Origin of the sequence: Mitsuaria sp. BK037, from assembly GCF_014193045.1 — a bacterium.
GTDB lineage: Bacteria > Pseudomonadota > Gammaproteobacteria > Burkholderiales > Burkholderiaceae_C > Roseateles.
Genome location: NZ_JACHYS010000002.1, coordinates 794,071 through 818,390, shown reverse-complemented (window position 1 = coordinate 818,390; position 24,320 = coordinate 794,071). Strand labels below are relative to the sequence as shown.

Genomic DNA, 24,320 nt, shown 5'->3' with positions numbered 1-24,320 from the left:
CGAGGACTCTGGAAAACTCGATAGACAGCAGAGGGACAGCGGGCGCCGGCACCGGCCGGCGCGCCTTCAGACGGCGCCGCGTTGGGCCTCGAGGCGGGCGCGGATCTCGGCCATGCCGCGCTCGGTCAACTCGAAGCGCGACACCGAGATCAGCGCCAGCAGCAGGCCCAGCACCGGGATGGCCGACAGCAGGATGCGGATCATGAAGATCGCGTGGTCGCTCTGCACCGGCAGCTTCGAATCGAAGCCGGTGAACTGCAGGATCCAGCCCGACGCGCCCACGCCCAGCGCGATGCCGACCTTGGAGATCCACGACTGGCAGGCCGCGAACGAGCCCTCGCGGCGCTGGCCGGTCTGCAGCTCGTCGTAGTCGATGACGTCGGCCACCGTCGAGCCGTAGAGCGTCCAGAAGCCCGCGCCGGTGAAGGCGACGAAACCGCAGGCCAGCAGCTGCAGCGCGGGGCGCTCGGGGTCGTAGAGCCACCAGTCGCCGATGAAGGCGCAGATCGCCAGCGACAGCACCAGCGCCAGCGCCGCGCGCTTGCCGTGGCGCCGCGCGATGTAGTTGAAGAACGGGATGCCGAGGAAGCCGAACACCATGCCCGCCACGCCCATCGCGGTGTTCCACTTGGTCGCCAGCGCGATGTCGCCCTTGCAGACGTAGTAGACGGTGGCGTAGTAGCCCAGCGCCGACACCATCGCCGTGCCGATGCCGTAGGCCAGCATCATGCCCAGGATGTGCCGGAACGGCCGGCAGCGCAGCGTGCGCCACAGCGTGTCGGCGAAGGGGATGTGCGTCTGCGAATGCGCGACCAGCTTCTCGTAGTAGCGCTCCCGCACCGTCATGAACATCACGATGGACACCGCCACCATCACCGCGCCCAGCAGCGCGCAGTAGGTCTGCGCGCCGCGCAGGATGTCGGGCTTGCCGTCGGCGTCGTGGAACCAGGCCAGCGTCGTGAACTGCGCGGCGAAGAACATCGCCAGCTCGGGCGCCTTCTGGATCGCGTTCTTGATCGACATCACGTTGGTGCGCTCGTGATAGTCGGGCGTCATCTCCGAGCCCAGGCTCAGCCACGGCATGTTGAAGCAGCTCATCACCGGCACGTAGATGGCGGTGGAGATGACCATGAACATGAAGTACTGCATGTCCGTCCACCCGCGGCCGACGGCGAACATCAGCGGCAGGCCGATGCCCGCCAGCACGCCGCCGACCAGGATGAAGGGCCGGCGCCGGCCGTAGCGGGTGCGGGTGTTGTCGGAGATCCAGCCGAAGATCGCATCCGACGCGGCGTCGATGAAGATCTTGATCATCTGCGCCGTCGAGATCAGGCCCGGCGCGACGCCCAGGAACACGTTGAAGACGTGGAAGGCCAGCGACGCGTAGAGCCAGTGGCCCCACAGGTCGATCATCGAGCCGAGCCCGTAGCCGACCTTCTGCGGCATTGGCACGCGGTCGGCGGGACGGATCACGTGCGGCGCCGGCGCGGTGCCGGAGTCGGAGGAGGTCAGGCTGGTGGCGCTCATGGCGGGCCTCAGAGGATGCGGCGTTCCTGGACGATGCGGGCGTAATACCGCGCCGAGAGCTTGGGCGTGCGGAGCAGCGTGCCGTAGTCGCAATGCACGATGCCGAAGCGCCGCTGGTAGCCGTCCTCCCATTCGAAGTTGTCGATGAAGGACCAGAGGAAATAACCGTTCACCGGCACGCCGTCGCCGATCGCGCGGTGCAGTTCGCGCAGGTGGCCGCGCACGAAGTCGCGCCGGTGCAGGTCGTGGCATTCGCCGTCGGTCACCGGCTCGTCGTCGTAGCCGCAGCCGTTCTCGGTGATGTAGATCGAGCGGTGGCCGTAGAGCTCGGTCACCATCCGCGGCGCCCAGTACATCGACTGCGGCACCAGGTGCAGCCAGGGCGGATCGGCGCGCGGGTAGTTCTTCGGCAGCGCGAGCTGCTCGTAGCCCTGTTCGTTGTCGGCCGCGCGCACGTAGTGGCCGGTGTAGATGTTCAGGCCGAGGAAGTCGGTGGGCTGGCTGATCAGGTCGAAGTCGCCGGGCAGCACCTTGGGCGCGGCGGCGCCGACGCGCTTCAGGTAGGACTCGGGATAGTGGCCGGCGTGGATCGCGCCCAGGATGTGGGCATTGCGGTCGCGGAACCAGGCGGTCGCGGCGGCGATGTCCTCGGGGCTTTCGCTGACCGGCACGCTGACGTCGCAGTTGTCGGTCAGGCCGACCTGGGCGCCCGGGCCGCCGTGCTGGCGCACCGCGCGCACCGCGTGGCCATGGGCCACGATCGCATGGTGGTAGGTCTGGTTGACGACGGCTTCCGGCTCGCGGCGGCCCGGCGCCTTGGTGCCGAAGCCGTAGGCCAGCATCGTGAAGCAGCGGATCTCGTTGAGCGTGATCCAGTGCTTGACCTCATCGGCGAAGGCCTTCACGACGACCTCGGCATAACGCGCGAAGGCGTCGACGGTCTCGCGCGAGGTCCAGCCGCCGCGCTCCTCCAGCGCCATCGGCAGGTCCCAATGGAACAGCGTGACCCAGGGCGTGATGCCGTGCTTGCGCATGCTCGCGAAGAGGCGGCGGTAGAAGGCGATGCCTTCCTCGTTCACCGCGCCGGTGCCGTCGGGAATGATGCGTGGCCAGGCGATGGACATGCGGTAGTCCTTCAGGCCCAGCGAGGCCATCAGCGCGAAGTCCTCGTCGAAGCGGTGGTAGTGGTCGACGGCCACGTCCAGCGTGTCGCCGCCATGGACGGCGCCGGGCTGGCGGCTGAAGCGGTCCCAGTTGGACTCGCCCTTGCCGCCTTCGAAGGCGGCGCCCTCGATCTGCGGCGCGGAGGCGGAGACGCCGAACACGAAGCTGGCCGGGAAGGGCGAGGCGTAACCGAAGGCCGGCAGCGGCGTCAGCGGGAACAGCGGCGAGGGAGCGGTGGTGGAACTCAAGGGACTGCTCATGGGTCAGGGTGGATCGGGGCCGGCGCGGACAGGGCCGGCTCAGCGGGAGACTTCAAGGAGACGCAGCAGCGTCGGGTTCATCGCTTCCGCCCAGAGGCGGTAGCCGCGTTCGGAGGGGTGCAGCCAATCGGGCATCACCTCGGCCGACAGCGTGCCGTCGGGATTCGTCAGTGAGGCGCCGATGTCGAGGAAGTGGACGACCTCGCCGTCCGCGAAGCCGCGGATCAGCGCATTGATCTCGTTGTTGAGGCGGCGACCGCGGCCGTCGGGCTTGGGATCGCGCGGGAAGATCGCCAGCAGCAGGATCTTGCTGGCGGGCTGGCGCATGCGGATCTCGTCGATCAGGCGGCGGATGCCGGCGGCCGTGGCCGTCGGCTCGTCCTGCCGGTCGCCGGTGTTGTTGGTGCCGATCATCAGCACGGTGACCTTGGGCGCGATGCCGTCGATCTCGCCATGCTGCAGGCGCCACAGCACGTTCTCGGTGTGGTCGCCGCCGAAGCCCAGGTCCAGCGCGTCGTAGCGCGCGTAGTGCTCGGCCCAGACCGCCTTGCCGGCATCCTCCCAGCCCTGGGTGATGGAGTCGCCGATGAACACCACCGACGGGTTCTTGCCCGCTTCGCGCATCGCGCGGATCGCGGCCAGCTTCTGCTCGTGGCGCGGCATCCACCAGTCCAGCGACCAGGACTGCAGCAGCGGCGAGGGCGTGACCGACTCGGTGCGGTAGTTCGGGCAGACCGCGTTGGGCTGGCCGCGTCGCAGCACGCGCACGTTGGCGATCGACAGCTCGCCGCGGCCGCCGGTCTCGACCGAGAACGGCAGCGTCACGCGGCTGAAGTCGTCGCCGTCGCGATGGAAGCACGACAGCGCGAAGGACAGCCGCTGCCACCCCTGGCCTTCGAGCGCGCGGCCCGGCAGCAGGAAATTGACCTTGCGCTCGCAGCCGTCGCCGCAGGCCAGCTTGAACGAGAGCCCACCCTGGCTCAGGTCCTTGACGTTGATGTCGAACTCCAGCGTGCCGTGCGCGAGGTAAGGCCGCAGGTCGACGGGCGTGTCGCCGGTCACGCGCAGGCTCGCATACCAGGTGTCCTGCCAGCTCATCGTGACCGCGTCGCGCGCGCCGTCCTTGCCGCTGCGCCGGGCCGAGATCCGGGTGTTCGGGGACTCGGGCTTGGGCGCCGGGGGCGAGTCGGCGCGATCGCCGGTCAGCGGTGCGCTGCGCTCGAAGTCGCCGATCGTCAGCTGGTAGCCCTTCATCGGCTGGCCGACGAAGACGCGCAGTTCGTCGGAGGGCGCGGGCGGCGCGTCGGCGGCCTGCGCGCCGGTGGTCGCGCAGGTGAGGGCGGCGGACGCGGACAGGAGGATCGGGCTCAACTTCATGGTGTCGGGGGGCGGGAGGGGCGAAACGATCGAGGACATCGGGGTCATCGCACCGGCCGGAGCCGGGCGTCGAGGCGGCGCGTCGCGCCGGGTTCGAGCTGCAGCGTCGTGCGGTGCGTGCCGGCGCGCACGGTCACGCGCCGCGTGCCGGTGAAGCCATCCGCCGAGGCCGCCGGCGCGCGCAGCGTGACCGCGCTGAGCCGGCCCTTGGACCAGGCGAGGTCGACCTCGACGCCACCGCGCGCGCGCAGTCCGCTGACGCTGCCCTCCGGCCAGGCCGCGGGCAGCGCGGGCAGCAGCTGGAGCTCGCCGGCATGCGACTGCAGCAGCATCTCGATGACCGCGGCGGTGTAGCCGAAGTTGCCGTCGATCTGGAACGGCGGATGCGCGTCGAGCAGGTTGGGATAGGTGCCGCCGGCGTTGTTGGACTCGGTGCCCGGACCGGCCTGCTGCGCGGCGCGCGCGCCCGGCGTGGCCAGCAGGCCGCGCAGCATGCGGTAGGCGTGATCGCCATCGCCCAGGCGCGCCCAGAAGGCCATCTTCCAGGCCATCGACCAGCCGGTGCCCGCATCGCCGCGCGCCTGCAGCGTGCGACGCGCCGCGGCGGCCAGCGCGGGCGTGCGCGCCGGCGAGATCTGCCGTCCCGGGAAGAGCGCGAACAGGTGCGACACATGGCGGTGGGTGTCGCCCGGTGTGTCGAGCACGGGATCGCGCTTCTCGTCCAGCCACTCGAGCAACTGGCCCCAGCTGCCGACCTTCGGCCCGGCGAGGCGGTCGCGCAGCGCGGCGACGTGATCGCGCCAGGCGCGCTCGGTGCCGAGCGCATCGGCGGCAGCCACGGCGTTGTTGAACAGGTCCCACAGGATCTGCTGGTCGTAGCTGACGCCGTCCTCGACCGGGCCGTGCTCCGGCGACCAGCCCATCGGCGCGACCAGTCGGCCGTCGGGCAGCGGCTTGAGCTGGTCTTCCCAGAACGCGACGACTTCCTTCATCAGCGGCAGCGTGACCTCGCGCAACTGGCGCTGGTCGCCGCCGAAGGCGTAATGCTCCCAGAAGTGCTGCAGGTACCAGGCATTGCCGGTCTTGTTCCAGAGGTAGCCCATGCCGCCGAACGGGTTGGACTCGGTGCGCACGGTCCAGCCGCGCACCGGGCGGCCTTGCGCGGTGAGGAAGCGTTCCTCGGGCGGCCGGGCCTCGCCGGCGAAGGCGCCGATGGGAATCGGCTCGCTGGAAGCGGCCGCGCTTGCCGCCCCGCTGGCGCTCGCCGCGTCACGGGCCTGCGCGAGCGCGGCGGCCTCGGCCACCGCGCGCCGGTACATCGGGATCTGGCTCTGGACGAAGGCGAGGAAGGGCCGCGCCATCTCCGCCAGGTTGGCCGTCTCCGCCGGCCAGTAGTTCATCTGGACATTGATGTTGGTGTGGTAGTCCGAGCTCCACGGCGGCGTGAGGCTGTCGTTCCACAGGCCCTGCAGGTTGGCCGGCAGCGAGTCCCGCGAGCTGGCGATCAGCAGGTAGCGACCGTACTGCGCGTGCAGCGCCTCCAGCTCCGGGTCGCCGCCTTCGGCGGTGTAGCGTCGCAGGCGCTCGCCGGTCGGCAGCGCGCGACGCTCGTCGTCGCTGCGGCCGAGGTCGAGCGCGACCCGCGCGAAGAAGCGCTGGTGGTCGGCGACATGGCGCGCGCGCAGCGTCGTCCAGGGCTGCGCGGACGCGGCCGTCACCTGCGCGGCGACGCGCGGCAGCGGATCGACGCCGCTGTCGAAGGCCTTGGCCGCGTCGGGCAGGTAGCTGGTGCCGGCGCCGAGCACGATGGTCAAGGCGTCACAGCCTTGGAAGACCAGCCGGCCGCCCTCGACGCGCAGCAGGCCGCCCTCGGCGATGACGCGCGCCTGCGCCGCGTAGCGCATGCCGTTGGGAAGCGCGCCGGTGGATGTCAGGCGCGCGCCGTCCTCGGTGCCGGCGCCGTGTGCGAGCACGCGCGCGCCGTGGCGATCGGTCAAGGCGAGGCTGCCGCTGTACTGACCGCCGCGATCGGCGCTCAGGCGCAGCACGATGGCCTGCGCCGGATGGCTGGCGAGGACCTCGCGCGTGAAGCGCGTGCCGCCGTGGGTGTAGCTGACGCGGTGCAGCGCGTCGCCGATGTCGAGCTCGCGCCGGTAGCCGCTGGCCGCCGCGGGCTCGGCGTCGTGACCGGGCAGCGTCAGCACCAGGTCGCCGAAGGGCTGGTAGGCGCCCATGGTGCGGCTGTCGCCGATCCACAAGGTGTTCTCGTTGAACTGGATCCGGTCGCGCGCCAGCCCGCCGAACAACATCGCGCCGAGGCGACCGTTGCCGATGGGCAGCGCCTGGCGCTCCCAGCCTTCCGGCGTGTCCGGCGCGGGCGCGCGCTCGAACAGGCGAAGCTCCGAGGCCATCGCCTCGGCGGGAGCGAGCGCGCTAAGGAGCATCACGCCCGCGACGCCGCCCGCCGCGCCACCCAGCACACCACCCCAAGGCGCCGCGATCGCGGCGAGGGTCGTCGCCGCGATCACCAGCAGCCGGGCGAGCGGGCCCGTGGCCGGCGTGATCCGATGGGCGGCGCTCGGGCCGTGCATGCTCATGAGCCCGCCCTCGGCTTGCCGACGACGATGCCGCGTCCATGCGGCGCGAGGAAGACGGTGCCGTGCTCCAGCGGATCGGCGGCCATCGACAGCAGGCGGCCGTAGCGATGCAGGTCGTCCCCGATGCGGATGAAGCTCCGGCCTTCGTCGTCGCTGCGGAACAGCCCCTCGACCGGCGAGGCGCCGCCGACCGACACGCGGCCCCACACATAGATCGCGTGGTAGGGGGCGCCCGCGGCCGCCTTGCCCAGCGCCATCATCCAGGCCTCGGCGACCGGCTTGACCGGCTGCAAGGGCTGGTCGGCCGCGGGCAGGTGGAAGAGGCCGTTGGGCAGCGCGAACCACAGGTCGCGCCCACGGCCCGGCGCGCACAGCATCTGCGCGTACTGCCAGTCGCCGAGCTGAGGCAGGCCGTTGACGGCGGGCTGGAAACGCTGGCCGCCATCGACGCTCATCAGCACGCGTCCCTGCGCGCGGTCGAGCAGGTAGAAGACGCCTTCCACCGCGCGGTCCGCGACCGGCGCGAGCAGCGGGCTGCGCTCCGAGGGCCAGCCCTCGCAGAGCGACCAGCTGCGGCCCTTGTCCTTGGACCACATCGCCGGCTGGCGCTCCGGCGCCCACACCAGGAAACCGCCCTTGGCGCTGACGGCCACCAGACCGGTCGGCGCGCGATGGCCTTGCGCGTTCTTCGCGTCGCGCGGCGAGGGGCCGAAGGCGCGCCAGCTCACGCCGCCATCGACGGAGACGTAGCCGCCGGTCGGCGCGTGGTCGGAGGTGCGCGCCAGCACGCGCGGCTCCAGCTCGGCCGCGTCGACGGAGCGGTTGGTCTCGTTGCTCGGCGCGAACAGGCCGGTCGAGGGATTCTTCGCCAGGTCGTCCCAGGCCGCGCCGGACACGTCGCCCATCGCCGCCAGCAGCGTCGCGCCGCCGGACGGGCTCTTGATCTCCAGCGTCGCGGTCTCCTCAAGGTTCTCGACCTCGAAGCGCCACGCCACCGTGCCGGCCGGAGAACGCGTCGCCGCGGCCAGCGAGTCGGTCATCCACACGCCGTAGCCGGTGCCGTAGACCGCGCGGCCGCCGTCCTGTGGATCGAGCTTCACGTCGGCGATCCAGTGCCCCATCGGATCGGGGCGGCGCGTCGCGCGCTTGTAGTTGGCGAGCCAGGGGCGGGACTCGATGTCGTGCTTGGAGCGGGCGCCGATCGCGGTCCAACTCCTGCCGCCGTCCTCGCTGAGGAAGAGGTCGTCGCCATCGACCCAACGCTCGATCGTCGACACGATCAGGCGGCCGGGCCGCTGGCGGTCGACGTCCAGCCCCGAGTAGCCGAAGCCCTTCAGCCCTTCGCCGGGCTTGACGGGCGTGATCTCCGTCCAGACGGCCTTGCCGCCGCGCAGCTCGCGCTTCCACACGGCGCCGCGCGACGCGTAGCTCGGATTGACGGGCTGCGGCGCGTCGCTGCCGGCGAAGCTCACGTAGAGCACGCCATCGGGCCCGATCGCCGCGCGCTGCGGCGCCATCGCGGGCGTGCCGGGCTCGCGGGCGAAGCTGCGGCCGCCGTCTTCGGAGACATACAGCCCCGCCTGATCGTGGCTGCCGACGTAGAGCCGCGAGGCCGCCTTGCCCGCCGCGCCGCTTGCCGGGTCGATCAGCACCAGCGAGACATGCTTCGCCGGGAAGGCCAGCGGCTGGAAGCTGCGGCCGCGGTCGGTGCTCTTGAGCAGGCCGTCCTGCGAGCTGCCGAGGTAGAGCACCTCGCCCACCCAGGGGTCGACCTGCAGCCGCTCGCCGCTGCCGCGGCCGGGCGAGTTGCCGCCGATCTTCAGTTTCAGTTCGTGCTGGGTCCAGGTGCGGCCGCGGTCGCTGGACGCGAGCAGCGCGCCATCGCGCACGTCCTTGCCGAGGTAAAGCCCGCAGGCGAGGTAGACGCGGTCGGCATCGTTGGGATCGACCGCGACGCTCAGCACGCCCATCAGGTCGGCGTCGGCCTTGTCGAGGTGGTCCAGCAGCGGCCACCAGCGCCGCGCCTTGGGATCGAAGCGGTAGGCGCCGCCGATGTCGGTGCGGCAGTACAGCAGGCCGGCCTCGCGCGGATGGAAGACGAAGCCGTCGACGAAGCCGCCGCCGCCAAAAGGCACGCTGCGCCAGTCGTAGGGGACGGCGCCGGTGCCGCCGGCGACGGTCGCGGCGAGCGCGCCCGACAGCGCGGGCACGGCGGGCAGGGCCCCGCTGACAGCGGCCAGGCCGGCGGTGCGGGCGATGAAGCGGCGGCGTTGCATGCGCGGTTCCTCAGGATCAGTAGCGGCCGAGCTTGACGCGCAGCACCGTGGGCGTCGCCGGCAGGTTGAGGCCCCAGTCGACCTGGTCGCCGTTCCAGTTGCGCGAGGTGGTCCAGCGGCCGTCCGGGCCGAAGCGGCCTTCCTGCGCGTGGATCAGCATCGTGCCCAGCCCCTTGAACGACGCATCGCCCTCGAAGCGCACGCGGGCGCGCTGGCCGGTCACGATGAATTCGTCGTCGCCGATCTGCGCGATGGCGACGCCGCCGGACGGCTTCGCGGCCGAGGGCGGGACCTCGTCCTTCAGCTGCGGCCAGCTGCGCTCGCCGAATTGCCATTCGCCGAAGCTGACCTTGGCGGTCCAGCCCTTGAGCGCGACGGTCTGCGGCTGGCGGTCGTCGCCTTCGGCCACGCCGTGCGTGCGGCCTTCCAGCGACCATTGCGCCCACTGCGAGGCCATCGGCGCGAAGCTGCCGTAGACGGCGGCGATCGGCGCGGTCATGCGGCGGTCGGTGTAGGGCGAGCCCAGCGGGTAGTTGCTGTAGTCGGCGTAGTCGACGCCGAAGGGCGCGACGCCGATCGCGCCACGGCCCAGGATCGCGTAGTGGTAGCGGGCGTAGGTCTCGGCGTTGCCGATCTCCGGCACCCACAGCGCGTTGTCGCGCCGCTGGAACTGGCCCAGGATGGCCTCGACCTTGGCCGACTCCGGCATGTAGATGTCGGGGCCGACGATGTCGATCTTCGGCGCGGCGGCCTTGTAGATGCCGATCACGTCGTGGGTCGGGCCGCCGCTGGCGAAGTCCGACTTCCACGGCGCCATCGGTGCCAGCGGGTCGCGCAGCGCGTTGTTGACGAACATCGGCAGGTCGTAGACCTGGCGGCCGGCCGCGGCGATCTCGCCGATGTAGCGCGCGATCGCCCAGCTGTGGAAGTACTGCTCGGCGTAGTCGCCATAGACGGCGGACCAGGCGCCCTTTGCCTTGTCAGCCTTGCCGGCCTTGCCGTGGAGCGCGGGGTCGGGCTTCTGCAGCCGCAGCACCTCGGCCGGCACCTCGGCGGCGAAGGCGCGATTCGCGGCGGCGCCGTGGTCGCGCGCCAGGCCGTAGGTGCCGACCTCGTTCTGCACCTGCACCATGATCACGGTGCGCTGCGCTTCGTCCACCTGCTTCAGGTGGGTCATCAGCGCGACGAAGGCGCGCTTGTCCGCCGCCAGCGTTTCGGCACCGAAGGGTGACAGGCAGTAGCTCGGCTTGCCCTGCGCATCGAGCATGCGCGGGAAGCGGGTGTTGTTCAGCTTGACCCAGGCCGGCGCGTACTGCGGGCTGGTGTTCTTCCAGGTCGCGAACCACAGCAGCGCGACCCGCACGCCGCGTTCGCGCGCCTGCGCGAGCAGGGCGTCCACGAAGGAAAAATCGAAACGGCCCTCGACGGGCTCGACCTGCTCCCAGGCCACCGGCACGACGACGGTGTTGGCCTTGGCATCGGCCACCGCCGGCCACACCTGCTGGAGCGCCTCGACCGAGTTGCTCGAGTTGTGCACCTGCGCGCCCAGCACCAGGAAGGGCTTGCCGTCCACCAGCAGCGCATGACGGCCCTCGCGCTCGACCAGCCGCGGCAGCTCCGCGGCGGCGGCGGCGCCGGCGAGGGCGGCGGTCAGGGCCGCGAGCGTCGCCAGCACGGCGGCGCGGACACGGTGGGCGGGGCGGGAGCGGGGCGTCATCCGGGACAGTCCTTTCCTTGACGGCCCCGGCCGGGCGCGCGGGCGCCGCAGCCGGGGCGGAGGGAACGAGGCGTCAGGGCCTCAGAAGCTCATCCGGGCGGTGAGCGTGTAGCGGCGGCCGGTGTCGAACCAGGCGCGGCCCATGGTGCCGATGTGCTGCTGCATCAGCTGCTTGTAGGTCGCGTTGGTCAGGTTCTGCGCCTCGAGACCGAAGGTCACGTGGTCGTTGAACTTGTAGTACACGCCCGCATCCAGCTGGCCGTAGGCATCGGCCCACACCGGCAGGCCCCAGGCCACGTTGCGCTGGCCGTTGGTGCTGCTGTCGGGGTTGGTGTCGGTGCCGTCGCCGCCCTGCGTGCCGTTGACGTTGACCGCCTGCAGATACTTCGAGCGCCAGCTGTAGGCCAGGCGCGCGGAGATGTCGCCGCGGTCGTACAGCAGCGCCAGGTTGTAGGCGTTCTTCGACAGGTTCTGCAGCGGCAGGTTGCCGAAGGTGCGGCCGTCGGTGTCGCAACCGTTCAGGTTGAGGTTGAGGTTGGACGCCGAGTTGCCGCCCGAGCAGTAGGCGCTGCCCACCGGGTCGTACAGCTTGGTCTTGCTGTCGACGTAGGTGTAGTTGGCCTGGATGCCGAAGCCCGCCAGCCAGCCCGGCAGCTTGTCGAAGTAGGTCTGGAAGGCGAGCTCGAAACCGGTCGCGCGGCCCTTGGCGCCGTTGATCGGGCCGGTGGTGATGAAGTTCTGCAGCGCGCCGGTGGCGTCGGGGATCTGCTTGACGAAGGTCTGGTTGAGGATGATGTCCTTGAGCTGCTTGTGGAAGGCCGCGAAGGTCAGCGAGCCGGTGCGGTCGAAGTACCACTCGGCCGTGATGTCGCCCTGCGTCGACTTGATCGGCTTGAGCATCGGGTTGCCCGAGGCCGTGCCGGTCTGCGTCACGTTGCTCACCACCGTCTGGCCGTTGACCGTCGTCGAGGTGAAGTCCTGCGACATCGTCGTGTAGGCCTGCAGCTGGCTGAAGTCGGGCCGCGAGATGCCCTTGCCCAGCGCGAAGCGGAACTGCAGCTTCTCGCTGGCCTTCATCCGCAGGTTCAGGCTGGGCAGCGCGTCGGTGTAGCTGTTGTTGAAGGTGCCGGCTTCCGAGAAGTTCGGGATCACCGGCACCGGCACGCCGGTGGCGCCGCTGGGCACCTGCTTGCTGGTGAAGACCGTGTAGCCGTCGGCGCGCGATTCGGTGCGCACCACGCGCAGGCCGATGTTGCCGTCCACCGGGTACTTCCAGTCGTCCATGCCGAAGCGCAGCTGCGCGAAGGCGGCCTGCGTGCGCTCGCGCTGCTTGTTGGTGCCGGAGGGGTCGGTGCCGAAGGAGGCCGGCGTCCACGGCGCGCAGGCCGAAGTGTCGCCGCCATGCTGCTCGGCGCACAGGATGTCGTGGTACTTGTGCAGCGCGGCGTAGCTGTCCGGATACCCCGAGGTGGTGGAGACCGTCGGGAAGATCAGCGACGGCACCGAGGCCTTGCCGCTGAAGAAGTTGTTGAAGTTGTGGACGTAGGTATCGGCGCTGAAGCGCGGATCGTTCAGGAAGGCCAGGTGGTTGATGTCCCAGCCGATCTGCCAGGGCTGGGAGATGGGCGACCAGTTGTAGCCCGGCACCGTGTTGGTGGTGGTGGCGTCGCGCTCGGTGAAGCGCACGCCGAAGCGCAGGTCCTGCAGGAAGCCCTCGTCCTTGAACTTGTAGCGGGCATCGCCCTTCCAGGCCTTCTCGGTGGCCTTGGACTTGTCCTTGTGCTCCATCGTGAAGGCCCAGTAGTAGTTGGCCGGATCGACCAGCGCCGCGCGTTGCGCATCGCTGAAGATCAGTTGCGGCCGACCGCTGCGCAGGTCGATGGTCTCCTCGGGCATCTGCACGCCGGTGGCGACGGTGGAGTCGAAGCTGTCGGTGGTCGCGCGGATGTACTGCAGGTCCGACGAGAAGGACCACTGGTCATTGGCGCGCCAGTTCAGCTTCCAGGCCAGGTCCTGGGTCTCGGAGTTGCGGTAGGCGCTGCGGGTGTCGGCGCCGAAGTTGATGCCCGAGCCATCGCTGTTGCTCAGCGTGCCGTAGAGCAGCTGGCCGTTCTTGCCGAACTCGCCGTTGGCGACCTGCAGCTTGTACGGGTCGGACTGGGCGAAGATGGCGCGCTCGTCCCACTGCATCCGGTACTTGCTGCGGAAGTAGGTCAGGCTGGAGTCGACGTCGTCCTTCTTCCACTGCAGCGCGCCGTACAGGCCCTGGCGCTTGCGGTCGAATTCCAGCGTGCGCCACTGCGAGCCCTTGGGGATCCACAGCGTCGTGTTGGGATCCTGGCCGACCACCGCGTCGGTGCGCGGGTAGTAGGGCTCGACCTGGAAGGCGTCGGTGCGGGTGCCGCTGCGCGAGCTGGCGATGTTGACCAGCGCGCCGAACTCGCCCAGGTCGGTCTTCCAGCGGTTGCTCACCATGCCGGAGACGCTCGGCGAGGATTTCTCCTTCAGGTCCGAGTAGGTGGTCTGCAGCGACAACGCTGTCTTGAGGCCGTCAAAGTCGAACGGCATCGCGGTGCGCAAGTTGACCAGGCCACCGATCGAACCTTCGATCTGCTCGGCGGAGGGGTTCTTGTAGACGTCGACCGCGGCCATCAACTCGGGCGGCACGTCCTCGAAGTTGAGCGAGCGGCCGCCGTTGGCGGAGAACGAATCGCGGCCGTTCATCTCGGAGCGGACATAGGTCAGGCCGCGGATGCTGATGCCGGAGCCTTCGACCGAGAAGTGCTCCGGGTCGCCCTTGGCCATGGTGCGGTCCATGGTGACGCCGACGATGCGCTGCAGCACCTCGGTGACCGAGCGGTCGGGCAGCTTGCCGATGTCGTCGGCGACGATGGAATCGACGATCTCGTCGGAGTTCTGCTTGATCTTCTGGGCCGAGCTCAGCGCGGCGCGCTTGCCCGAGACGACGACGGTCTCGATCTGGGCTTCGGGCTTGGGGTCCGGCTTGGGGGCGGGCGCCGGCGCCGTCTGGGCGAAGGCGATGCCGGCGGCCAGGCCACCGAGGAGGACGGCTGCCTGCGCGGCGGCGACGGATACGGCGGTCCGTTGGCGATTGCTCATGATGTCTCCAGTCTGTTAGGTGCGGGTCCGCTCTGATGGCGTGACCTCGGGCGGGGAGGCGTACTGCTCGGGCTCGGGAACGGGAAGGACGGTCGGGATCGGGGATCGGCGGGGACCGCTGGACAACGCGGTCCGCCGCGGCCGGCGCTCAGCCGGCGAAACGGTTGACGAGGTTCTCCAGGTACTCCTGCCGGCCGGATCGCGGCGCGACATCGGTGTTGCGGGCCAGCACGCGATCGGCGAGCTGGTCCAGGGACACGCGGCCATCGAGGATCTCGCGCGCCGCCGGCGTGTCCCAGCCGGCATAACGCTGCGAGACATGGGCGGCCAGGCGGCCGTCGACGATCATCTGCTCGGCCACCAGCAGCGCGCGGGCGCAGACGTCCATGCCGCCGACGTGGCCGTGGAAGAGGTCCTCGGCGTCGATGGACTGGCGGCGCACCTTGGCGTCGAAGTTGAAGCCGCCGCTGCCCAGGCCGCCGGCCTGCAGGATGTGATAGATCGCCAGCGCCAGCTCGGGCACGTTGTTGGGGAACTGGTCGGTGTCCCAGCCCAGCTGCGGGTCGCCGCGGTTCATGTCGATGCTGCCCAGGATGCCCAGCGCCGCGGCGGTGGCGATCTCGTGCTCGAAGCTGTGGCCCGACAGCGTGGCGTGGTTGGCCTCGATGTTGACCTTGACTTCCTTCTCCAGGCCGTAGCGGGTCAGGAAGCCGTAGACGGTGGCGCTGTCGAAGTCGTACTGGTGCTTGGAGGGCTCGCGCGGCTTGGGCTCGAGCAGGATGGTGCCCTTGAAGCCCTTGCGGTGCTTGTACTCGACGACCATGTTGAGGAAACGACCCATCTGGTCGAGCTCGCGGCCCATGTCGGTGTTGAGCAGGGTTTCATAGCCTTCGCGGCCGCCCCACAGCACGTAGTTCTCGCCGCCCAGGCGCATCGTCGCGTCCATCGCGTCGCGCACCTGCAGCGCGGCCAGACCGAAGAGCTCCGGATCCGGGTTGGTCGCGGCGCCGGCCATGAAGCGGCGGTGGCTGAACAGGTTGGCGGTGCCCCACAGCAGCTTCATGCCGGTGCGCTGCTGGTGCTCGCCCAGCACGTCGACCAGGCGCAGCAGGTTGTCGTGGCTTTCCTTGGGCGTGGCGCCCTCGGGGGCGACGTCGCGGTCGTGGAAGCAGTAGTAGGGCGCGCCCAGCTTCTCGAAGAACTCGAAGGCGGCATCGGCCTTCTGGCGGGCCAGCTCCATCGGCGAGCCGCCCTGGAACCAGGGGCGCTCGAAGGTGCCGCCGCCGAACGGATCCAGGCCGTTCCAGCAGAAGCTGTGCCAGTAGCAGACCGCGAAGCGCAGGTGCTCGGCCATGGTCTTGCCCAGGACGATGCGGTCCTTGTCGTAGTGGCGGAAGGCCAGGGCCTCGTCGGTGGCGGGGCCTTGGTAGCGGATCGGCGCGATGTGGGAGAAGTAGCTGTTCATGGGACTGACTGCGGAGCGGTTCGTTGCGGGGCCGGGGCCGGGCCATGGCTGGCCGGGCGCGCGGGCGGATTCATTGATTCAAGGCGACGGCGCGTCCGGACTCAAGGCCGGAGCGACGGCAGGGCGCGCAAGGGCGCGTAGAGCGATCGGAAGACGGCGAGCCGTCGGGCGAGCACGTCCCGCCGCGCGGGCGAGGGCGTGCAACGGTCGGTGATGGGGGGTGGCGGGCAGGATTCGTCGACGCCGGCGCCCGCGGCCATGCGGCCCAGGCGCGCGGCGCCGAGCGCGCCACCGGCGTCGGCGTCGGCATGGCGGACGATCTCGACGCCCAGTGCGTCGGCCATCAGCTGCGCCCAGAAGCGGCTGCGCGCGCCGCCGCCGACGATGGAGAGCTGCGCCACGTCGGTGCCGGCCGCGCGCAGCGCCGCCAGCCCATCGGCCATGCCGAAGGCCACGCCCTCGAGCACCGCGTAGCCGGCATGCGCGCGGCGCGTCTCGTGCGTCAGGCCGTGGAAGGCGCCGGTCGCGAACGGGTCGTTGTGGGGCGTGCGCTCGCCTGCCAGGTAGGGCAGGAAGACCGGCGCGGCGGCGAGTTCGTCCTCGCCCAGCGCTTCGATCTCCTCGAGCAGTTCAGCCTCCGTCGTGCCGCTGAGCTGGCAGAACCAGCGCAGCGCGCTGGCGGCCGTCAGCATCACGCTCATCTGGTGCCAGCGCTGCGGCAGCGCATGGCAGAAGGCATGCACCGCGGAGGCGGGGTTCGGACGGAAGCGGTCGTTGACGACGAACAGCACGCCCGAGGTGCCCATTGACACGAAGCCGCTGCCCGGCGCGGTGGCGCCGATGCCGATCGCGCTGGCCGCGTTGTCGCCGGCGCCGCCCGCCACGACCACGTCGCGGGCGACGCCCCAGGCGTCAGCCAGTTCGGCGCGCAGCACGCCGGAGGGCGCATTGCTCTCGACCAGCCGCGGCATGTGCGCGCGCGTCAGGCCGGTGGCGGCGAGCAGTTCATCGGACCAGTCGCGGCGCGCCACGTCCAGCCACAGCGTGCCGGCGGCGTCGGACGGATCGCTGACCTTCTCGCCGGTCAGCAGCAGCCGCAGGTAGTCCTTGGGCAGCAGCACGCTGCGGACGCGGTCGAACAGTTCAGGCTCATGCTTGCGCACCCACAGCAGCTTGGGCGCGGTGAAGCCGGGCATCGCGAGATTGCCGGCGATGGCGTGCAGGTGGGGCGCGGCGGCGGTGAGTTCGTCGCACTCGGCGTGGCTGCGGCCGTCGTTCCAGAGGATGGCCGGGCGCAGCACGCGGTCCTGGCCGTCGAGCAGCACGGCGCCGTGCATCTGGCCCGACAGGCCGATGCCGCGCAGCCGCGCGAAGGCGGCCGGCGCGCTGCCGCGCAGCTGCTCGATCGCGCGGGTGGTGGCGGTGGACCAGTCGGCCGGGTCCTGTTCCGACCACAGCGGCGCGGGCCGCGACACGGTCAGCGGTGCGGCCGCGCGGCCCACCACGGCGCCGCTGCCATCGATCAGCAGCAGCTTGAGCTCGGAGGTGCCGAGGTCGATGCCGAGGAAGGTGTCGTCGCGGTTCACAGTGCGGCTTCCTGGTCCTGGCCTTCGCCGTCGGCCGGGGCCGTGGCGTTGGCGCGCCCGACGCCGATGGTCGGCAGCTGCGGGCGGGTGACGCGATGACGGGCCAGCGCCGCGGCGCCAGCGGCCACCGCGTCGGCGCCGAAGCGCGAAGTGCGGACCGGCGTCGGCGAGAGGCCGGCGGCGGTGGCGTAGTCGTTGAGCGTGGTCAGCGCCGGATCGAGGAAGGCGTCGCCCAACTCGACGACGCTGCCGCCGAGCACGATGCAGGCCGGGTCGTAGGCGGTCGCCAGGTTCTGGAGCAGCACGCCCAGGTAGCGGCCGGCCGATTCGACCGCCTTGGCGGTCTTGCGGTCGCCATCGACCAGGCGGCCGCGGATGTCCGGCAGGGAGTGCGGGCCGAGTTCGGCCGCTTCGTCCGGACGCAGCATCGCGCGCATGCCGATCAGCGCCTCGGCGCAGCCGCGCCGGCCGCAGGAGCAGAGCGGACCGTCGATCTGCAGGATCATGTGGCCGATCTCGCCGGCAAAGCCGCGCGCGCCGGTCAGCAGCCGGTCGCCGACGATCACGCCGGCGCCGACGCCCTGGTTGATCGAGAGGTACAGCAGCGGATCGGCGGGCGCGCCGGCGTTGAATTCCATCTCGCCGAGCGCGGCGACGTCGGCCTCGTTCTGCAGGTAGAGCGGGATGCCGGAGAGTGGGCCGCCATCGAGCTTCTCGCTGAGCAGCTGGCCGACGGCCAGGTCGTGCCAGCCCAGGTTGGGCGCGAAGTTCAGCACGCCGCGCGCTTCGTCGACGCCGCCGGGCAGGCCGACGCCGATGCCGATGATGCGCTGCGACGGATCGAGCTGCGCCCGCACCTTCAGCAGCACCGTGGCCAGCACGCCCAGGCAGGCCTTGGCGCTGCGGCTGGCGCCGTAGGCGGACACCGCGCGGGCGCGCACCGCGCCGGTCAGCGTGGTGGCGACCACGCGCACGCCGTCGATGCCGACCTCGGCGCCCAGCATCAGCAGGCGGTCCGGGCTGATGAACAGCGGGGTGGGGCGCCGACCCAGGTCACCGGTGGCCACGACGCTGCTTTCCATCAGCCAGCCCTCGGCGATCAGCTCGCGCACCAGGCTGGTGATCGTCGACTTGGTCAGGCCCACCTCGAGCGCCAGGTCCGCCCGGGACAGGCCGGGATGCACGCACAGGTGGCGCACCAGGGCCATCCGGTTGATGGACTTCAACAGCTGTTGGCCACCACTGGCGTCGGGTTGCATGCGCGTTGTCTCCTTGTCTGTCTTGTAGAGGTCCACGCGTATCGCGTATCGCGTGTCCATGGCATTGATATTAGTTGGGGCGCCGAACGAATAAAGAGCAGGAAAACACCTAGGGCCCGAAAACATCGATGCGGCGGGGCGACGAGCCCCTCCGCATCGGCCCCTCAGCGTGGCGCGCCCAGGGCCGCCGCCACGTAGACCAGTGGCGCATTCCAGTTGATGGCCACTTCGTTGCTGGCGTAGCTGCAGAAGTGGTCCAGGTAGGACAACGCCGGCAGCGGCGAGGGGTACGGCACCGGGCAGCCCTTGAGGTCCTGCTGGCCGGCATTGGCCCCGCCGACGACGAAGCCCGGCACCGGCGCGACCACGCCGTCGGCCTCCGAGGGCCGGTGATGCGGATGCATCGGCGAGCGGGTGCCGAAGCCGGTCACCATCGACAGGCCCGTCGGATTGCGGCCCATCACGTAGTCGAGCAGGCCCTGCGCCGCCTGGCGGTAGGCGCTGACGGCCGGTCCGGCGCGCCGGCCGGCGCGCGCATCGCTGTCGGCCGCGGGCGGGCGGGCGGCGTCCAGGCGATCGGCCTGCAGCAGCACCATGGCCTGGTTCAGCGCATTGGAGTTGCTGCCCCAGTTGAAGTCCTTCTCCTCGAGCGCCACGCCCCAGGCGGAGGACTTCCCCTTGGCGACCAGCGCATCGGCCAGCTCGCGGACGCGGCGCTCGATCAGCGCGCGGTCCGCGGCGGGACCCAGCCGGTCACGGTGCGCCGCGAGCGACATCCAGGCCAGCCCGCGCACGTCGCCCCAGGACGGCACCGTCATCGTGGTCTGCGCCGGCTTCATCGCGGCGTAGAAGGCCTCGTCGCCGGTGGTGATGTAGAGCTCGGCGGCGGCCCAGGCGAACTCGTCGTCCAGTGTCGGATCGCCGTAGTCGCCGGTGTGGATGTCCGGCGGCTGGCGGTAGATCGCATCGGGATGCGCCTGCGCCCAGCCCCAGGCGGCGCGCGCGGCGGCCAGCATGCGCGCGGACAGTCCCGGGCGCTGCTGCTCGAAGTCCTTGAACACGCGGCTGCCGACGGCCATCACCGCGGCGAAGTCCAGCGCCGCGGCGGTGCTCTTCTGCACGACGACGCGATCGCCGGACGTCGTGGCCGCGTCCGGCATCACGACGCCGTCGAAGCCCGGATTGGTCAGCTTGTGATAGACGCCGCCATCGTCCGGATCCTGCATGGTCAGCATCCAGTCGAGGTTCCAGAGCGCCTCGTTGAGCACGTCAGGCAGCCCGTTGCCGCTTTCGGGCAGGCCCACCTTCAGCGCCCGCATCCGGTCAGGCATCTGCTCGTAGCTGGCCAGCAGCGTGTAGACGGTGATGCCGGAGTTGACGATGTACTTGTTGTAGTCGCCGGCGTCGTACCAGCCCTTGGGGCTGCTGATGACGTCGCCGGTCTTGCGCTTCGGTCCGGCGGCCGAGGCATGGATCAACACGCGCGTGTCCGGATGGCCGGCGGGGCGGGCGAAGGGGCCGGCCAGGTCTGGCGTCAGCGCGATGCCGGCCCGGTTGAAGTAGAACGCGCGGATCGCGCCGGCGGCCAGGGCGTCGTAGGCGCCGGGGGCGATGGTGAACGGATCCGAGTCGGGCAGGCCCGCGACCCGCAGCCGGTAGCGACCGGGCTTGGTCACCGCGCTGAAGTCGGCGATCCGGACCTGGCTGCGCGACGGCGCCCACAGCGCGGCGGCGCCCAGCGGCCCGGTCCAGGCGGACCGGCCGCTGTCGTCATCGATCAGCTGGAAGCGCTTGGCCGCGCCGGCGGGCACGGTGGCCCGCTTGGCGGCGGTCGGCAGGTAGCCGACCTGGTTCACTTCGATGCGAGGCGTGGCAGCGGCGGCGCTCGTGTCCGGCGTGGCGGGCGTCTTCGTGGCGTCGCCGGCCTGCGCGTACACGGCGGTGGCGCCCATGCCGACGATCGCCAGGCCCGCCAGCACGGCCAGGGTCCGGGTGCGCATCACTGCGCGCTCCAGTCGAGCGACGAGCCGGCCTGCACCGGGCTGCGCACGCCGTCGACCTCGATCGCCCAGTCCTGCAGCGCGCCCTCGACGATACGGACGCGATAGCCCTCGCCGTCGCGAGTCACCGTGCCGCGGGCCGCGATCGTGCCGTCCACCGCGGCGACCACGAAGGGCGCCGTCGCGCCCTTGTCCAGCGCGAAGACCCGCAGCACCACGCCGCGCGCGTAGTCGTAGTCCGGGCGTTCGGTCTCCTGTCCCCAGGGCAGCACGGTGTTCGGCGCGACGTAGAGCGGCAGGCTCATGAAGTCGTGCGTCTCCCGGCGCCAGCGGCCGCCGTCGACGACCTCGCCGCTGAGCAGGTGGGTCCAGCGGCCCGCCGGCAGGTAGACGTCGACCTCGCCGCTGTCGGTGAACACCGGCGCCACCAGCAGCGCGTCGCCCAGGTGGAACTGGCGGTCCAGGGTCGCGCAGGCCGGATCGTCCGGGAACTCCAGCACCGGCGCGCGCATCGTCGGCACCCCGGTCTCGCTCGCGGCGATCGCGGTCGCGTAGAGGTAGGGCATCAGCTGGTGCTTCAGGCGGGTGAAGCGTTGCAGCACCACGCAGCTTTCCTCGTCGACCAGCCACGGCACGCGGTAGAAGCTGCTGCCGTGCAGCCGGCTGTGCGAGGACAGCAGGCCGAACTGGATCCAGCGCTTGTAGACGGCCGGCGGCGGATTGCCTTCGAAGCCGCCGATGTCGTGGCTCCAGAACGCGAAGCCGCAGGACGTCAGCGACAGGCCGCCGCGCAGGCTCTCCGCCATCGATTCGAAGTTGGACCAGCAGTCGCCGCCCCAGTGCACCGGGAAGCGCTGGCCCGAGGCGTAGGTCGAGCGTGCGAAGACGACCGCGTCGCTGCCCTGCACCTCCTGCAGCAGCTCGAAGACGGCCTCGTTGTATTGCAGCGCGTAGAGGTTGTGCATCTCGACCGGATCGGAGCCGTCGAAGTACACGACGTCCTTGTCGGGGATGCGCTCGCCGAAGTCGGTCTTGAAGCAGTCCACGCCCATCGCCAGCAGCCGGCGCAGGTGGCCCTGGTACCAGGCCTTGGCGGCGGGGTTGGTGAAGTCGACGATGGCCATGCCGGGCTGCCAGAGGTCGGTCTGCCAGGTCAGGCCGTTGGCGCGCTTGATGAAGTAGCCCTCGCGCACACCCTCGGCGAAGAGCGGCGAGCGCTGCGCGACGTAGGGGTTGATCCAGAGGCTGATCTTCAGGCCCTTGGCGCGCAGGCGGGCCAGCATGCCCTCGGGATCGGGGAAGCCGCGGCGGTCCCATTCGAAGTCGCACCACTGGAACTCGCGCATCCAGAAGCAGTCGAAGTGGAAGACGCTGAGCGGCAACTCGCGACGCGCCATCTCGTCGATGAAGTGGGTGGCGGTGGCCTCGTCGTACTGGGTGGTGAACGAGGTCGTCATCCACAGCCCGAAGGTCCAGGCCGGCGGCAGCGGCGCGCGGCCGGTCAGCTCGGTCAGGCGCGCGACGGCGGCCTTGGGCGTGGGGCCGGCGACGACGCAGTAGTCCAGGGTCTCGCCTTCGCGGCTGAACTGCACGCGCGAGGTCTTCTCGGACGCGACCTCGAAGGACACCGGGCCCGCCTCGTTGACCAGCACGCCGTAGCCGCGGCTGCTCAGGTAGAAGGGCACGCTCTTGTAGGCCTGCTCGCAGGCGGTGCCGCCGTCCTTGTTGGTGTTCTCGACGGTCTGGCCGTTCTTGACCCAGGGCGTGAAGCGCTCGCCCAGGCCGTAGACGTACTCGCCCACCGCCAGCGTCAGCTGCTCATGGACGTAGTTGGCCTTGCCGGCCCATTGCAGGTAGCCGAGCGAGCGCCAGTCGCTGCGCGTGAGCACCTTGTCGCCCTCGCGGAAGGTCAGGCCGTAGCCCTCGCCCTTCTTGACGTCGACCGACAGCGGGCCGGAGGTGACGGTGACGAGCTTGTCGGTCTCGGTGACCTGCAGCGCCGGCGAGGTCGCGCCGACCATGGGCACGTGCAGGCGCGGCGCCTGCGAGGCGCTGAAGTGCTCGACGCTGACGCGGATCACGCCCGGCAGCGGCGAGCGCAGCGTGACGGTCAGCGTCGGGCCCTGCAGCGTGTCGCCGCGGTGCTTGATGGGGCGCGTGGTGACCAGCAGCACCACGCGGTCGTCGTGGACGTCCACGGCATAGGTCTCGGTGGCGTAATGGGCCGAGACGCCAGGCTGCAGCAGCCATTGCCCGTCGGTGAACTTCATGGGGATCCTTCTCGTCTTCCTGTCGGTGCCTCGTCATGGCGGCCGTCGGCGGCCGCCGGTCTGCATGCGAGCGGCGCCAGCGCGGCGCCGCTTCATCGTTTCATCGCGCGGCCGGCTCCAGCGTCACCAGCACCACGTCATGCGAGCGCATCGGCACCGTCTCGCGATGGCGGCCGTCGCGCCCGACGCGCACGGTGCGCACGCGCTCCGGCTTGTCGGTGGTCAGCGCCTGCAGCTTCGCCAGCTGCTCGGCGGACAGGTTGCCCGGTTTGCCGAGTTTCAGCCAGGCGGTGTACGCGTCGTTGGCCTCGAAGCCGACGCGGTACTGGCGCAGCGTGTAGACGCCGGGCTTGAGGCCCTGCCAGCGCAGCGTGGCGGGGGCGAGCTTCGTGGCCGGGAGCACCTGGGTGAAATAAGGCCGGTTGCTGGTCTGCTGGTCCGGCAGCCGCCAGTCCCAGACCAGCGCGGCGACCTTGCCATCGTCGACCGCGGCAAGCGCGCTGCTGTCCTTGAGCGGCACGTCGCGGCCGGTCAGCTGCTTCAGGTACTTGTAGGCGAAGTAGGCCGGCTTGCGCACGCCTTCGCGCGTCAGCAGGCCGAAGCCGCCGTGGAAGGGGGTGGGCGGCGGACCGGGCTCCTCGAACAGGTCGCTGTAGGTCCAGTAGCTCATCGCCTGGGCGTAGCCCCGCGTCAGGCGCAGCTTCTCCAGGATGTAGGGCGCGCTGAGGTAGGCGTCGTGGACGGGATCGCGCGGGTTGTAGCTGGCGCTCCACTCGGTGATGTAGAGCGGCAGGCCGGGGAAGGGCGAGGCTTCGATCTCGCCGCGCACGCGTTTCACGTCGCCGATGATCGTGTCCGGCGAGCGCGACAGCTTGTTGTCGTCCTGGCCGAATTCGTCGAGGAAGCCGCCGTCCACGCCATAGGTGTGGGTGGTGACGAAGTCGACGGGGACGTTCTTCTCCTTGCAGAAGGCCAGGAAGGGCACGACCCAGGCGGCGCCCGCGGTCGCCGGACCGCCGACCTTCAGCTGCGGATCGACCGCCTTCAGCGCCCGGGCGCTGCGGGCGTAGAGGTCGAAGTAGGCGGTCTGGTCGGCGCGTTCCCAGAAGCCATCGAGGTTGGGCTCGTTCCAGACCTCGAAGGGCCATTGGCGGACTTCCTCGGCGCCGTAGCGCGCGATGAGGTGGCGCGCGAAGGCGTCGACCAGCGCGACCCAGGGCTCGGCCTGCGGATGCGAGGTGTTGCCCTTCCAGTAGAAGATCGTCAGCGGCGAGGTGGCCATCGCCTCCGGCGTGAAGCCGAGTTCGACGAAGGGCTTGATGCCCTTGGCCAGCAGGCCGTCGTAGAGCGTGTCGATGCGGCTGAAGTCGAACTGCAGGCGGCCGTCGGGCCCCTTGGTCACGGTCTTCAGCGCGTCGTGGAAGATCGCGTGGAAGCGGATGGTGCGGAAGCCGAGCTCGTCCACGGCGGTCTTCAGCTGGGCCTGGCTGTCGTCGCGGATCAGGGTGCCGGGGAAGTCGGCGCCGACGGCGTAGTCGAAGCTGCGGTCCACCGGGCCGGCGGCCTGGCGCAGGTCGACGTCGATGGCGCGGCCGGGCTTGGCGGCCGGTCCGGCGCTCCAGGCGGCCATCGGGGCCAGCGCGAGCGTCAGCGCGGCCATCTTGCGTCTCGAGAGGGTGAGCGACATGGGTTGAAGTCCGGA

Annotated in this window: 13 protein-coding genes; all 13 read right to left on the bottom strand. The window is 70.7% G+C overall.

The annotated features are described in order from the left end of the window. Window positions 1-66: 66 nt before the first annotated feature. Window positions 67-1,527, bottom strand: a complete 1,461-nt coding sequence (locus FHT37_RS15645; protein WP_091727621.1) for an MFS transporter — start codon at window positions 1,525-1,527, stop codon at window positions 67-69. 8 nt (window positions 1,528-1,535) lie between these two features. Next, entirely contained in the window at window positions 1,536-2,939 is a 1,404-nt protein-coding gene (locus FHT37_RS15640) for a GH1 family beta-glucosidase (RefSeq protein WP_221211100.1), read from the bottom strand. A gap of 51 nt (window positions 2,940-2,990) precedes the next feature. Further along, a complete protein-coding gene (locus tag FHT37_RS15635) occupies window positions 2,991-4,328 on the bottom strand; it encodes a GDSL-type esterase/lipase family protein (protein ID WP_183482678.1) in 1,338 nt (445 codons plus the stop codon). 44 nt (window positions 4,329-4,372) lie between these two features. Beyond that, entirely contained in the window at window positions 4,373-6,925 is a 2,553-nt protein-coding gene (locus FHT37_RS15630) for a glycosyl hydrolase family 95 catalytic domain-containing protein (protein WP_255489682.1), read from the bottom strand. After that, entirely contained in the window at window positions 6,922-9,201 is a 2,280-nt protein-coding gene (locus FHT37_RS15625; RefSeq protein ID WP_183482675.1) for an exo-alpha-sialidase, read from the bottom strand. Before FHT37_RS15625 ends, FHT37_RS15630 begins: the two co-directional genes overlap by 4 nt. Before the next feature lie 16 nt (window positions 9,202-9,217). After that, window positions 9,218-10,918 carry a DUF5597 domain-containing protein gene (locus FHT37_RS15620; RefSeq protein WP_091727605.1) on the bottom strand — a complete coding sequence of 567 codons (1,701 nt, stop codon included), beginning with the start codon at window positions 10,916-10,918 and terminating at the stop codon, window positions 9,218-9,220. Window positions 10,919-10,999: 81 nt separating this feature from the next. Continuing rightward, window positions 11,000-14,038 carry a TonB-dependent receptor gene (locus tag FHT37_RS15615; protein ID WP_183482673.1) on the bottom strand — a complete coding sequence of 1,013 codons (3,039 nt, stop codon included), beginning with the start codon at window positions 14,036-14,038 and terminating at the stop codon, window positions 11,000-11,002. A 148-nt stretch (window positions 14,039-14,186) separates the two neighbouring features. Beyond that, on the bottom strand, window positions 14,187-15,503 hold the full coding sequence (gene xylA, locus FHT37_RS15610) for a xylose isomerase (protein ID WP_183482672.1): 1,317 nt from the start codon (window positions 15,501-15,503) through the stop codon (window positions 14,187-14,189). Window positions 15,504-15,604: 101 nt separating this feature from the next. Beyond that, window positions 15,605-17,089 (bottom strand): xylulokinase, encoded by a 1,485-nt coding sequence (gene xylB / locus FHT37_RS15605; protein WP_183482671.1) that lies wholly within the window; start codon window positions 17,087-17,089, stop codon window positions 15,605-15,607. Continuing rightward, on the bottom strand, window positions 17,086-18,348 hold the full coding sequence (locus tag FHT37_RS15600) for an ROK family transcriptional regulator (RefSeq protein WP_183482669.1): 1,263 nt from the start codon (window positions 18,346-18,348) through the stop codon (window positions 17,086-17,088). Before FHT37_RS15600 ends, xylB begins: the two co-directional genes overlap by 4 nt. A gap of 164 nt (window positions 18,349-18,512) precedes the next feature. Then, window positions 18,513-20,348, bottom strand: a complete 1,836-nt coding sequence (locus FHT37_RS15595) for a glycoside hydrolase family 9 protein (RefSeq protein ID WP_255489679.1) — start codon at window positions 20,346-20,348, stop codon at window positions 18,513-18,515. Then, window positions 20,348-22,618 carry an alpha-xylosidase gene (gene yicI / locus FHT37_RS15590; protein WP_183482667.1) on the bottom strand — a complete coding sequence of 757 codons (2,271 nt, stop codon included), beginning with the start codon at window positions 22,616-22,618 and terminating at the stop codon, window positions 20,348-20,350. Before yicI ends, FHT37_RS15595 begins: the two co-directional genes overlap by 1 nt. 100 nt (window positions 22,619-22,718) lie before the next feature. Next, window positions 22,719-24,305 (bottom strand): GH39 family glycosyl hydrolase, encoded by a 1,587-nt coding sequence (locus FHT37_RS15585; protein WP_255489678.1) that lies wholly within the window; start codon window positions 24,303-24,305, stop codon window positions 22,719-22,721. Between the last annotated feature and the right edge of the window lie 15 nt (window positions 24,306-24,320).